Below are 12,430 nucleotides of genomic sequence, written 5' to 3'. Positions count from 1 at the left end.
CTGACCGGTGACGTCTTCGGCTCGCTGCGCTGCGACTGCGGTCCCCAGCTCGAAGCCGCGCTGCAGGCCGTGGCCGACGAAGGCCGCGGCGTCGTCCTCTACATCCGCGGCCACGAGGGCCGCGGCATCGGGCTGCTGCACAAGCTGCAGGCCTACCAGCTGCAGGACGCCGGCGCCGACACCGTCGACGCGAACCTCGCGCTCGGCGTCCCGGCCGACGCCCGCGACTACGGCACCGGCGCGCAGATCCTGTGCGACCTGGGCGTGCGGTCGATGCGGCTGCTCACGAACAACCCGGCCAAGCGCGTCGGTCTCGAGGGGTACGGCCTGCGGGTCACCGGCCGTGTGCCGCTGCCCATCTCGCCCAACCCCGAGAACCTGCGGTACCTGCGCACCAAGCGCGACCGCATGGGGCACGACCTCGCGCAGCTGGAGCACTACGAACAGGTGGGTGCCGCCGACCAGGCGGAGAAGGGGACAGCACCCGATGAGCGGTGAGGGACGGCCCGAGTTCGAGCTCGACCTGAGCGACTGCAAGGCGCTGAAGCTCGGCATCGTGGCCACGCGGTGGAACGCGAACATCACCGAAAAGCTCCTGGAGCGGGCGCTGGCGGCCGCGAAGGCGGCGGAGCTCGAAGAGGAGCCGACCGTCGTGCACGTCGCCGGCGCCGTCGAGCTGCCGGTGGTCGCGCAGGCGCTGGCCCGCCACCACGACGCGGTCGTGGCGCTCGGCGTGGTGATCCGCGGCGAGACCCCGCACTTCGACTACGTGTGCGACTCGGTCACGGCCGGCCTCACGCGCGTGGCGCTCGACGAGAGCACTCCCGTCGGCAACGGCGTGCTGACGGTCAACGACGAGCAGCAGGCGCTCGACCGCTCCGGCCTGCCGGGCTCGAAGGAAGACAAGGGCTACGAGGCCACGGTCGCGGCGCTCGACTCCGCCCACGTGCTGCGCGGCCTGCGCCAGCCGTGGACCGAGCGGGGATTCGTGTGAGCCCCGCCGTGAGCGAGCAGCAGGAGACGACGCTGGTGATCCGCCCCCGGCGGGCGCTGGTGATGTGCAGCGTGCTGGCCGTGCTGCTGCTCGCCGTGTTCATCGTCGTGGCGATCCTGCTGCGCAACTCCCACACCGGCGTCGTGTTCGAGAAGTCGGACCAGGTCGCGATGATCGGCATCGGCGTGCTGCTGGCGCTGGGCACGATGCTGTTCGCCAACGCCCGCGTGCGCGCGGACGCGACCGGCATCGAGGTCCGTAACGTGATCACGACCCGCCGGTTCCTGTGGAGCGACGTCCTGTCGGTCAGCTTCCCCGACGGTGCTTCGTGGGCCCGGCTGGAGCTGCCCGACGACGAGTACTTCTCCGTGATGGCCGTGCAGGCCGTCGACCGTGATCGCGCGGTCGCCGCCGTGCGTGCGCTGCGCAAGCTGCACAAGGCGGCCACGGGTTCCTGACCGGCGGACTACGGCTCCAGGTCGACGACGATCGGAGCGTGGTCCGACGGGCCCTTGCCCTTGCGGGCTTCACGGTCCACATAGGAATCGCGTACGGCCTTGGTGAACGGCTCGTTGCCGTACACGAGGTCGATGCGCATGCCGCGGTTGTTGGGGAAGTTCCCGGCGCGGTAGTCCCAGTACGTGAACGGGTGGTCGTACTTCAGCGGGCGCGGGAACACGTCCGCCAGCCCGAGGTCGCGCAGGCGGGCCAGCGCCGCGCGTTCGGGTTCGGTCACGTGGGTGGAGCCGTCGAACAGCGACCGGTCCCACACGTCGGCGTCGGTGGGGGCGACGTTGAAGTCGCCGAGCACGGCGAGCGGTGTCTCCGACAGCTCTGCCGCGACGGTCGTACGCAAGGCTTCGAGCCATTCGAGTTTGTACGCGTAGTGCGGGTTGTCGGGCTCCCGGCCGTTGGGCACGTACACCGACCACACCCGCACGCCGCCGCACGTGGCGCCGACGGCGCGGGCTTCCGAAGCGCCTTCGAACCGCGGTTCGCCCGTGAGGCCGCGGACCACGTCGTCGAGGCCCACGCGCGAGATGATCGCGACGCCGTTCCACCGGCCGAGTCCGTAGGCGGCGACGTCGTAGCCGAGCGCCTTCACCTCGTCGGCCGGGAACGCTTCGGTGGTGTTCTTGAGCTCCTGCAAGCAGAGCACGTCGGGTGCCGAGTGCTCGAGCCAGTCGAGCACGCGGGGCAGCCGCGGCACGATCGAGTTGACGTTCCAGGTCGCGATCCTCACGACCGCCAGGATAGGGGTGCGTGGCCCGGGGCACCCGGCCACGCACCCCCGCTCGGGGTGTCTCGAACAAGCCCGGCTCAAACTCCCGCGGTGGTGCGGATCCACGAGCGGCTGGTGGCGACGCTCGCGTAGTTGTTGGTGCCGCGGGTGTTCGTGCCGCTCTGGTTCTGCACGGTCGACGCGACGCCGACCTGTACGCCGTTCGAGACCTCGGGGCCGCCCGAGTCGCCCTTCCACGCGGCGCCGTTGATCCCGACGCTCTGGATCGCGCGGCCGCCGTACGCGTCGGTGGAGCGGCCGGTGACCTGCACGTTGGTGACCTTCAGCGCCGACGCAGGCGGGCCGGTCGGGGTCGTGCGGCCCCAGCCGTAGAGCTGGTTGGTGCTGCCGGTGGCCGGGTCGGCGCTGCCGAGGGTGATCGGCTTGGCCGTGGTGGCCTGCGCGAGGTGCAGGAGGGCGATGTCGCCGTTGGGTGACTCTTCCTCGCGGTCGACGGCGATCTTGGTGCCGCCGAAGAGCGTGTTGGTGCCCACGCGCACGTACATGCCGCTGCCGTCTTCGTCGAGGCAGTGCACGGCCGTCATCACCCAGCGCGACGCGACGACGGTGCCAGAGCAGTTGAAGCCCTGGAAGTCGCGGCCCGGGGTGTTGACGTAGACCTGGGCGCCCCAGCTGACGGCGGGCGCGGTGCCGCCGCCCACGATGTTCGTCTGCGCGGTGGCGGCGGTGCCGCCGGCCAGGGTCAACGCGGCCACTGCGGCTGTAGCCGCGCCGGCGAAACGGATGCTGCTCAAGGGAGGATCCTTTCGGTGGGGACCGGAAGCGCCGGGTCTCGGCTGGGACGGACCGTAATCAGCGCGTCACCCGGCGGGGAACCGACGAAGGTCGCGCGTGTCCGAATCACCCGACTTCCGTCGGGTCGGGGGAGCGCGGTGGGCCCGGGATCGGGCATCGGGCGGGCAAGGGTTGCGCCCTAGCCGTGCACTGGATGACTCCCGTGTACCGGGGCCTCGCAAATCTGTCGGGGCCGCGCCATAGTCCATCCATGCCCCCGCCTCCACCCTCAACGGAGGCGCTACGCGCCACTGCGTAGATTTGGGACGTGGCTGACCCGACCACCTACCGTCCCTCGCCGGGGAGCATCCCGGACGCCCCTGGCGTGTACAAGTTCCGCGACGCCGCCAAGCGGGTCATCTACGTCGGCAAGGCCAAGAGCCTGCGCAGCAGGCTGAACTCCTACTTCGCCGACCTGATGGGCCTGCACCCGCGCACGCGCCAGATGGTCACCACGGCCGCGAGCGTCGAGTGGACCGTGGTCACCACCGAGGTCGAGGCACTGCAGCTCGAGTACAACTGGATCAAGGAGTTCGACCCGCGGTTCAACGTCCGCTACCGCGACGACAAGAGCTATCCGGTGCTCGCGGTGACGTTGAACGAGGAGTACCCGCGCCTGCACGTCTACCGCGGGGCGCGCAAAAAGGGCGTGCGCTACTTCGGGCCGTACTCCCACGCGTGGGCCATCCGCGAGACGCTCGACCTGCTGCTGCGCGTGTTCCCGGCGCGCACGTGCTCGGCCGGCGTGTTCCGCCGCCACGGCCAGATCGGGCGGCCGTGCCTGCTCGGCTACATCGACAAGTGCTCGGCGCCGTGCGTCGGGCGGGTCAGCGCCGACGAACACCGCGGGATCGTCGAGGACTTCTGCGACTTCCTCGCCGGCCGCACCGACGCGATGATCCGCCGCCTGGAGCAGGAGATGTCCGCGGCGTCCGACGAGCTCGAGTTCGAACGCGCCGCGCGGCTGCGCGACGACCTCGGCGCGCTGCGCCGTGCGATGGAGAAGCAGGCGGTCGTGTTCGGCGACGGCACCGACGCCGACGTGGTCGCCTTCGCCCACGACGAGCTGGAAGCGGCCGTGCAGGTGTTCCACGTGCGCGGCGGACGCGTGCGCGGGCAGCGCGGGTGGGTCATCGACAAGGCCGAGGAAATGGGCGTCCCGGACCTGGTCGACCACTTCATCACGCAGTTCTATGGCGAGGAGTCCGAGCGGGCCGCGCGCGATGGCGTCGACACCGGTCCCGTCGTGCCGCGCGAAGTGATCGTGCCGGAGCTGCCCGCCGACGCCGAAGCGCTGGGGGAGTGGCTCTCGGGGATGCGCGGCTCGCGGGTGCGCGTACGCGTCGCCCAGCGCGGCGACAAGAAGGCGCTCGCCGAGACGGTGGAGCGCAACGCGGCCGAAGCGTTCACCCAGCACAAGCTGCGCCGCGCCGGCGACCTCACCGCGCGCTCGGCGGCGCTGCAGGAGCTGCAGGACTTCCTCGCGCTCGACAGCGCGCCGCTGCGCATCGAGTGCATCGACATCAGCCACATCCAGGGCAGTGACGTAGTCGCGTCGCTCGTGGTCTTCGAGGACGGTCTCGCACGCAAGTCCGAGTACCGCCGTTTCGCGTTGCGCGAGGCCGCGGAAGAGGGCGACGTCGCGTCGATCGCGGAGGTCGTGCGCCGCCGGTTCCACCGCTACCTCAAGGAAACCGCCGAGGACAGCCCGGCCGAGACCGGCGAAATCAGTACCGAAATCATTCCCGAAATCAGTGGCGAAACGACCGGCGACAGTGCCGTGGACGGCGAGGCGATCGAACCCGCTCGCCCGGGCATCGACCCGGACACGGGCCGCCCGCGCAAGTTCGCCTACCCGCCGAACCTGCTCGTGGTCGACGGCGCGGGCCCGCAGGCCACGGCGGCGGCCGACGTGCTGGCGGAGCTGGGGATCACCGACATCGCGGTGGTGGGGCTCGCGAAGCGGCTGGAGGAAGTCTGGCTGCCCGCGGACCCCGACCCGGTGATCCTGCCGCGCACGTCCGAAGGGCTGTACCTGTTGCAGCGCCTGCGTGACGAGGCCCACCGGTTCGCCATCCGCTACCACCGCGAGAAGCGGTCCAAGCGGCTGTCGGCGTCCGAATTGGACAGTGTGCCCGGGCTGGGGCAGGCTCGGCGCACCGCGCTGATCAAGCACTTCGGCTCGGTGAAGAAGCTCAAGCAAGCCAGGGTCGAGGAGATCGAGGCGGTGCCCGGCTTCGGCAGGCGCACCGCGGAGGCCGTGGTGGCGGCATTGGCCGGGGAGACCGGTGCCGGCTCGGGAGGGGACAAGGGGTCGTGATCGGGGAAGGAACCATCGTGAGTGCGCAAGAGGACAACCGGGGAACCGGGATGGAGGTCGCCGTCGTCAGCGGCCTCTCGGGAGCGGGCCGCTCCACCGCGGCGAAGTGCCTGGAGGACCTGGGCTGGTTCGTCGTGGACAACCTGCCGCCGGAGCTGATCGCCACCATGGTCGAGCTCGGCGCGCAGGCGCGCGGCGCGATCACCAAGGTGGCCGTGGTGATGGACGTGCGTTCGCGCGCGTTCACCGACGACCTGGCCTCGGTGATCAAGGACCTCGACGCACGCGGGTACAAGCCGCGTGTGCTGTTCCTGGAGGCCACCGACGCGGTGCTGGTGCGCCGCTTCGAGGCCGTCCGCCGCGGCCACCCGATGCAGGGCGACGGCCGGCTCGCCGACGGCATCACCGCCGAGCGCAGGCTGCTCGCGCCGCTGCGCGAGGAAGCGGACCTGGTGCTCGACACCTCCGCGCTGTCGGTGCACGACCTGCGGGCGAAAATAGAGGACGCCTTCGGCTCCGAGGCGAGCACGCAGACGCGCGTGACCGTGCTGTCGTTCGGTTACAAGTACGGCCTGCCGATGGACTCCGACCTGGTGATGGACGTGCGGTTCCTGCCGAACCCGTTCTGGATTCCGGAGCTGCGCGAGCACACCGGGCTCGACGGCGAGGTCCGCAACTACGTGCTGTCGCAGGAAGGCGCGGAGGAATTCCTCGACCGCTACCACCAGCTGCTGCGCCTGATCGGCGCCGGCTACAAGCGCGAGGGCAAGCGGTACCTCACGCTCGCCGTCGGCTGCACGGGCGGGAAGCACCGCAGCGTCGCGATCTCGGAAGAGCTCGCGCACCGACTGTCCAAGGAGGACGGAATGGCCGTGAAGGTGGTGCACCGCGACCTTGGCCGTGAGTGACGTACGCGCGGTCGCGCTCGGCGGCGGACACGGCCTGCACGCGACGCTCACCGCGTTGCGGCGGGTCACCCGGGAAGTCACGGCGGTGGTCACCGTCGCCGACGACGGGGGCTCGTCCGGGCGCCTGCGGCGTGAGCTGGGCCTCCTGCCGCCGGGCGACCTGCGGCAGGCCTTCGCGGCGTTCGCGGCCGAAGACGGCGGCACGCTGTGGGCCGAGGTGTTCCAGCACCGCTTCGGCGGCGACGGCGCGCTGGCCGGCCACGCGGTGGGCAACCTGCTGCTGGCCGGCCTGTTCGAGGTGCTCGGCGATCCCGTGGCGGCGCTCGACGAAGCGAGCCGCCTGACGGGGATTTCCGGACGGGTGCTGCCGATGTCGCCGGAGCCGCTGGAGATCGAGGCCGAGGTGAGCGGCCTCGACAGCGAGGACCCGGGGGCCGTCCGCCGGATCCGCGGGCAGGTCGCGGTGGCGAGCACACCCGGGCAGGTGCACCGCATCAGCCTGCACCCGGTCGGGCGCCAGGCGCGGCCGCCGCAGGGCTGCCCGCAAGCGATCGAGGCCGTGCTCGGCGCCGACGTGGTGTTCCTCGGGCCGGGCTCGTGGTTCACCAGCGTCTTGCCGCACGTGCTCGTGCCGGATCTGTACGACGCGCTCGTGCGCACGAGGGCCACCAAGGTCGTGGTCCTCAACCTTGTCCCCCAGCCGGGGGAAACTGCCGGGTTCTCACCGGAGCGGCATCTCGACGTACTCTTCGAACACGCCCCCGCGCTGCGGGTCGACGCCGTGATCGCGGACCGCGATTCGGTGCCGGACCCGGCAAGTCTGCGCCGGGCGGCGCAGCGGCTGGGTGGTCGCGCCCATTTGGGGGCGGTGGCCGACCCGGTCGTGGAGGGACGGCATGATCCTGATGCGCTCGCCCGGTGCATGCGAGAGGCTCTCGGCCTCGATGGGGGACACAGCGGGCACCGTGGCTGACGGCGGGCGCGCAGCGGAAGGCAGGAGGGGCAGTACATGGCGATGACCGCCGCGGTGAAGGACGAACTGAGCAGGCTCGAGATCACGAAGATCGGGCCACGCCGGGCGGAGGTCGCGTCGCTGCTTCGCTTCGCCGGCGGGCTGCACATCGTGGCCGGCCGCGTGGTGGTGGAGGCCGAGCTCGACACGGGTTCCGTGGCCCGGCGGCTGCGCAAGGAGATCCACGAGCTCTACGGCCACCAGTCCGACGTGCACGTGATCACCGCCAGCGGTGGCCTGCGCAAGGGCACGCGGTACGTCGTGCGCGTCGTGAAGGACGGCGAAGGCCTCGCCCGCCAGACCGGGCTGATCGACCAGCGCGGGCGGCCGGTGCGCGGCCTGCCCGCGGCCGTGGTGTCCGGCGGGGTTGCCGACGCGGAAGCTGCGTGGCGCGGCGCGTTCCTCGCCCACGGTTCGCTCACGGAACCGGGCCGCTCGTCGTCGCTGGAGGTCACGTGCCCGGGCCCGGAAGCGGCGCTGGCTCTGGTCGGCGCGGCCCGGCGCATGGGCATCCAGGCGAAGTCGCGTGAGGTCCGCGGCGCCGACCGGGTCGTGGTGCGCGACGGGGACGCCATCGGCGCGCTGCTGACGCGCCTCGGCGCCCACTCGAGCGTGCTGCAGTGGGAGGAACGGCGGATGCGCCGTGAGGTGCGCGCCACCGCCAACCGCCTCGCCAACTTCGACGACGCCAACCTCCGCCGCTCGGCCCGCGCGGCCGTCGCGGCGGCCGCCCGCGTCGAACGCGCCCTGGACATCCTCGGCGACACCGCCCCCGACCACCTCCTGGCGGCCGGCAAGCTGCGGCTGTCCAACCGGCAGGCGTCGCTGGAGGAGCTCGGCCAGCTGTCCGACCCGCAGATGACGAAGGACGCGGTCGCCGGCCGGATCCGGCGCTTGCTCGCGATGGCGGACAAGCGGGCGAAGGACCTGAACATCCCGGACACGGAGTCCGCGGTGACGCCGGAGATGCTGGAGGACGAGGAAGCCTAGGTCGTTCCCGGCGGCGGTGGGGTTCGGAGTCGGGGCCGGGGCAGCTTGAGTTCGGTCACCAGCGCGCGCAGCCACGGCTGCGCGATCGCCGGTTCCTTCACGATCTCGTGCACCATCTGGTCCCGCACCTCGGCCGTCCGTCCCGCCGCGACGACCGCCAGCGCTTCGGCAAGGGCTTCGCGCGCTTTGTCGTCGTGCTGCGGCGCGCGGGCGTCCTCGGCGCCCCAGCGCTCGCGCGTGAACGAGCGCGTGAGTTTCGGTTGCCAGTTGCCGAAGTAGCTCCAGACGTTGGCGTCGAGGGAGACGTTGCTGACGGCGCCGGCGGGCAGGCCGGCGGTCCAGCCCGCGTGCTGGTGCCAGCGCCAGGTTTTGGGACTCGTCGCGCGGCGCAACGTGATGCCGAGGAACCGCAGGCGCCGCCGGACTTCCGGCCACGCGGCTCCGTCGTCTTCCGCCCACTGCCGAAGGATGCCGGTCAAACACCCGAACGTGCCACCGGACGAGACGAGGTCCGTGAGCACCACCGGCGGCCCACCACCCGCGAGCGCCGCGGGGGAGAGCCCGGCTTCGGTGAGGTTGGCGCGCAGCTGGGCCGTTTCACCGCGCCGCATCGGTCCGAGCAAGGGATTGTCGATTATCCCCAACGACAACGGCAGCAGGTGCAGCCGGCTCCGGTCGGTGAGGGCGCCGCTCAACAGGTCGTACACGCTGTCCCCGGACCGCCCGACGAAGTACAGATCCACGTCCTCGCTGCGCGCCAGCACCTTCGCCGCACACGCCGTGAGCTCGTCCAGGAACCACAACACGGGCGCCCCGGCGGGCAGGCTCCCGAGCTGGTCCGGGCGCACGAGATCCCAGCGATGCGGGCGATTCGGTTCGGTCACCCCTCCAGAACACCATGCGGCGCAACCGAATTCGCCCGCGAAAACCGGTTGCGAGTCGACAGTGGACTGCGAGATCCTTACACCTGTGTCGCTGTACGACTACTATCCGGCCGGCTTGACCTGGGCCGAGGTCGACCCCGCCAAGCACGCGTTCGACGCCGAAGCGGCGGCCGGGATCATCGCGTCGGTTCCGTGGGCGGAGGGCGACGACTGGACCGAAGGCGTGCTGGCCGCCCTCGACCGGCAGCTCGGCTCGTGGACCCGCGGCTGGGCGTGGGCCCGCGACGAAGGGGATTTCGGCGGCGGGCCGGTCGCTTCGTGGTGCTGTGGCGCGCATTCCGTGACCACGCCGGCCGAAACGTCCGCGCGAGCTCTCGCCGCGCTGCGCGAATGGCGCGGCTGGCTGGAGCGGCTCGCCGAGCTGTTCGCCACGCACGCACTCCCGGCCGGTTCCCCCGAAGCGCGGCTGGCCGCGTGGGAGCGGGCCGTGCCGGTGCTCGTGGAAGAAGTCGTGGACCGGACCGGCGCGGGTGACGCGTGGTACCGGCACTGTGCGCAGGTGCTGGAGTGGTTCCTGGCCTACCACGGGATCGCCGACGCGCGGCTCGTCGAAGAAGCCGTCGGCGGCCGGTTCCAGTCCTGGACTGCGCCCGAGGATTCCGAGGTCGCCGACCTCGCGCGGCGGATCGCGGCCGCCGACCCGGGTGCGTGACGATCTGCGGGCCTGGCTCACGGTCCGCTCCGGCGTCGCCTGGGACGAGGTCCCCGAAGTCACGCCGCGGACCGGGACGGTTGACGGCGTGGTCGCGTTCGTCGACACGATCGTTCGCCGTCGCGACAAGCAGCGGGCCGAGCGGCTGCTGGCCGCGCTCACCCAGGTGCGGGCCGACACCGGCCGCCCCCTCACGTTCGAACTCCTCGCCGGCTGGCAGGAGCTCGTGCTCGGTGAGCCGGCCGCGTTCCGCACCACCGCCGCGTTCGCCAAGGGCGGCCGGGAACGCTACGGCCCCACCACCCCCGCGGAGTTCGACGCGCACCTCGCCGACGCCCACGGCACGGCTCTGTTGCCGGCGCGCGTGGCGCGGGCGTACCTCGACGTCTGCTTCTTCCACCCGTTTCCCGACGGCAATGGCCGAGCGGCGATGCTCGCCGCGTACCACCTACTGACGAGCGACGGCGTGACCCTCGACCGGGCCGGTCCGCTGTTCGTGATCAGCCGCCGCGCGGACGACGCGGCCGCGGCGGCTGGGCTCGCCCGGCTCGTCGGCAAGCTCGTGGCGAGGTGACCAGCCCGGCGGGCCGACCACGTACCCCACCCGGTCCCGCCAACCCTGCGCACCACGAAGGTCGCGCAGGATCGAGCCGTACTCGTGGAACCCGACCTTCAGCAGGTTGTGCGTGTCGATGTTCGTGGTCAGTCCGTAGGTCGGCCGCTTGCCCTCGGGGACGAAGCTGCGGAACAGCCGGTCCCAGACGATCAGGATCCCGCCGTAGTTCGCGTCGAGGTACTCGGCGTCGCTGCCGTGGTGGACGCGGTGGTGCGACGGGGTGTTGAAGACGTACTCGAACCAGCGCGGCAGCTTCCGCACCTTCTCCGTGTGCACGAAGAACTGGTACACGAGGTCGATCGACAGGCCGGTGAGGATCATCCACGGCGGAATCCCGCACAGCGCCAGCACGGACCAGAACGGCAGCTGGAAGTACGGGGTCCACTTCTGCCGCAGCGCCGTCGAGAAGTTGTAGTGCTCGCTGGAGTGGTGGACCTGGTGCCCGGCCCACAGCAGCCGCACGCGGTGGCTCGCGCGGTGGTAGGCGTAGAACACAAGCTCCTGGCCCAGCAGCATGAGCGCCCACGTCCACCAGTCGCGCGGGTCGAACTTCACCGGCGCCAGCTCGAAGAGCACGGCGAAGACCACCAGCATCACGAGCCGGAACAGCGCGTTCACGCCGAGCGCGACCGTGCCCATCAGCATGCTCGTGCGAGTGTCGGCGGGGCGGTAGCCGACCACGTCGTCGTCGTGGCCGAGCACGTGCACCGCGACGATCTCGACGGCCACGAACAGCAGGAACACCGGGATCGCGTACAGCACCGGGTCACGCAGGTGCGCCAGGAAGTCGGCCACGTCGTCTCCTCCCGAACTGAACTAACTCCGAGGTAACTTACCCGAGGGTCACTTACGGTAGGCTCAACCCTGTGACAGGGTCAAGGGCCGTCGGGACGAAGGGTGTGCCGCGCGGCGAGCGCGAGTCGCAGATCCTCGTGGCGGGCACCGAGGAGTTCGGCCGGGCGGGGTACGCGGGCGCGTCGATGGTGGAGATCGCGCGCCGCGTGGGTGTCACGAAACCCTTGCTGTACCAGTACTTCGGCTCGAAGGACGGGCTGTACCTCGCGTGCCTGCACCGTGCGGGGGACCGGCTGACGGACGGCGTGGCCGAGACCATGGCGGCCGGCGGCGACCCGGAGCGCATGCCGCTCGCGGTGCTGGCGGCGATCTTCGCGACGTTCGACCACGACCGCTACGCGTGGAAGCTCCTGCGCGACCCGACGGTGCCGGCGACGGGTGACATCGCCGCCGCGGCCGGCGACTACCGCGAACGCCTCGACGCGTTCGCCCTCGTCGGCGCCGGTCAGCTGCTGGGTTCGCGCGGGCCGTGGGACGCGCTGGACGTCGAGGCTCTCGCCCACGTCTGGACCGGTGTCGTGGACTCGCTGATCAGCTGGTGGATCGACCGGCCCGGCGAAACCGCCGCGGCGATGACCGACCGCTGCGCCCGCGTGATGGCCGCGCTCTTCGGCTGGTGACCAGTCCGCTGTGGACACCAGCGGACACCGGCGCGACCGGGACGACCAGCGCCGCTCCGGTCGTCCCGGCCGCGGTCCGGGGTGCGTGCCGCCGCGAAGGCGACGACGCTGGTGTGCGCCAGGGGTGACCGGCGCCGCTCCGGTCACCCCTGGCGCAGTCCTGGGGTTCCGGCACGAGTGCGCGCCGCCGAGGGTCGTCGCGCCGAGGGAACCCCTGCGGGACAGGGGGTCCCTCGGCGGCGGTGCGGCCGGGAGGGCGGAGCGGGAGGTGCCGGGGGTGGGGTCGAGGACTGGCCGAGGTTGATAGTTAGGAAACTTTCCTATCTATTGGAAGAAATGACACCATCCCGGACAGGGTGGTGTCAATACCGGACCGCTCGATCACTGTCCGTCAACCCGACCGCTCGCCACCACCGACCGGCCCTCATCGAGGATCAGTCGA

Annotated in this window: 13 protein-coding genes and 1 pseudogene; 10 read left to right on the top strand and 4 right to left on the bottom strand. The window is 71.4% G+C overall.

Features of this window, described 5'->3' with window-relative positions:
• From ribA to AB0H62_RS41565, 3 genes are all read left to right on the top strand, one after another.
• A partial coding sequence (gene ribA, locus AB0H62_RS41575; protein WP_360591988.1) for a GTP cyclohydrolase II RibA occupies window positions 1-498 on the top strand: 498 nt, incomplete at its 5' end.
• Window positions 488-994, top strand: coding sequence for a 6,7-dimethyl-8-ribityllumazine synthase (ribH, locus tag AB0H62_RS41570; protein WP_220238484.1), 507 nt, complete (start codon window positions 488-490; stop codon window positions 992-994). The genes ribA and ribH, both read left to right, overlap by 11 nt.
• 62 nt (window positions 995-1,056) lie before the next feature.
• Window positions 1,057-1,452 (top strand): PH domain-containing protein, encoded by a 396-nt coding sequence (locus AB0H62_RS41565; protein ID WP_360591993.1) that lies wholly within the window; start codon window positions 1,057-1,059, stop codon window positions 1,450-1,452.
• Window positions 1,453-1,460: 8 nt separating this feature from the next.
• Here AB0H62_RS41565 and AB0H62_RS41560 read toward each other — a convergent pair whose 3' ends face one another.
• Both AB0H62_RS41560 and AB0H62_RS41555 read right to left on the bottom strand, forming a co-directional pair.
• Window positions 1,461-2,237, bottom strand: coding sequence for an exodeoxyribonuclease III (locus AB0H62_RS41560; protein WP_360591987.1), 777 nt, complete (start codon window positions 2,235-2,237; stop codon window positions 1,461-1,463).
• 77 nt (window positions 2,238-2,314) lie between these two features.
• The gene (locus tag AB0H62_RS41555) at window positions 2,315-3,031 is read right to left on the bottom strand and encodes a trypsin-like serine protease (RefSeq protein WP_360591986.1); all 717 of its coding nucleotides are present in this window, start codon (window positions 3,029-3,031) and stop codon (window positions 2,315-2,317) included.
• Between the two features lie 308 nt (window positions 3,032-3,339).
• Here AB0H62_RS41555 and uvrC point away from each other — a divergent pair, with 308 nt between their 5' ends.
• Genes uvrC through whiA form a run of 4 tightly spaced genes read left to right on the top strand, consistent with a single transcriptional unit; the run spans window position 3,340 to window position 8,301 of the window.
• Complete coding sequence (uvrC, locus tag AB0H62_RS41550; protein WP_360591985.1) at window positions 3,340-5,391, top strand: excinuclease ABC subunit UvrC; 2,052 nt, start codon at window positions 3,340-3,342, stop codon at window positions 5,389-5,391.
• Window positions 5,392-5,441: 50 nt separating this feature from the next.
• Window positions 5,442-6,299: an RNase adapter RapZ gene (rapZ, locus tag AB0H62_RS41545; protein WP_220247526.1), complete on the top strand. Its 858-nt coding sequence runs from the start codon at window positions 5,442-5,444 to the stop codon at window positions 6,297-6,299.
• Window positions 6,286-7,272: a uridine diphosphate-N-acetylglucosamine-binding protein YvcK gene (gene yvcK / locus AB0H62_RS41540; RefSeq protein WP_220238488.1), complete on the top strand. Its 987-nt coding sequence runs from the start codon at window positions 6,286-6,288 to the stop codon at window positions 7,270-7,272. The genes rapZ and yvcK overlap by 14 nt, the downstream gene beginning before the upstream one ends.
• Window positions 7,273-7,308: 36 nt before the next feature.
• Complete coding sequence (gene whiA / locus AB0H62_RS41535) at window positions 7,309-8,301, top strand: DNA-binding protein WhiA (RefSeq protein WP_220238489.1); 993 nt, start codon at window positions 7,309-7,311, stop codon at window positions 8,299-8,301.
• On the opposite strand, the gene AB0H62_RS41530 is transcribed toward whiA, so the two are convergent.
• Window positions 8,298-9,185, bottom strand: coding sequence for a hypothetical protein (locus AB0H62_RS41530; protein ID WP_360591984.1), 888 nt, complete (start codon window positions 9,183-9,185; stop codon window positions 8,298-8,300). The genes whiA and AB0H62_RS41530 overlap by 4 nt on opposite strands.
• Before the next feature lie 85 nt (window positions 9,186-9,270).
• Here AB0H62_RS41530 and AB0H62_RS41525 point away from each other — a divergent pair, with 85 nt between their 5' ends.
• Complete coding sequence (locus AB0H62_RS41525; RefSeq protein ID WP_220238491.1) at window positions 9,271-9,897, top strand: hypothetical protein; 627 nt, start codon at window positions 9,271-9,273, stop codon at window positions 9,895-9,897.
• A pseudogene (locus AB0H62_RS41520) lies at window positions 9,890-10,291 on the top strand (hypothetical protein); the annotation flags it as partial. The gene AB0H62_RS41525 and the pseudogene AB0H62_RS41520, both read left to right, overlap by 8 nt.
• 54 nt (window positions 10,292-10,345) lie before the next feature.
• Here the strand turns inward: AB0H62_RS41520 and AB0H62_RS41515 are convergent.
• The gene (locus AB0H62_RS41515; RefSeq protein WP_360591983.1) at window positions 10,346-11,308 is read right to left on the bottom strand and encodes a sterol desaturase family protein; all 963 of its coding nucleotides are present in this window, start codon (window positions 11,306-11,308) and stop codon (window positions 10,346-10,348) included.
• A gap of 71 nt (window positions 11,309-11,379) precedes the next feature.
• Between AB0H62_RS41515 and AB0H62_RS41510 the strand changes: the two genes are divergently transcribed.
• Window positions 11,380-11,988 (top strand): TetR/AcrR family transcriptional regulator, encoded by a 609-nt coding sequence (locus AB0H62_RS41510; protein ID WP_360591982.1) that lies wholly within the window; start codon window positions 11,380-11,382, stop codon window positions 11,986-11,988.
• The last annotated feature ends 442 nt before the right edge of the window (window positions 11,989-12,430 follow it).

It is taken from the genome of Amycolatopsis sp. NPDC050768 (assembly GCF_040654155.1).
Taxonomy (GTDB): domain Bacteria; phylum Actinomycetota; class Actinomycetes; order Mycobacteriales; family Pseudonocardiaceae; genus Amycolatopsis.
The sequence above is the reverse complement of the archived record's forward strand: the minus strand, read 5'-3'. Positions and strand labels throughout refer to the sequence as shown.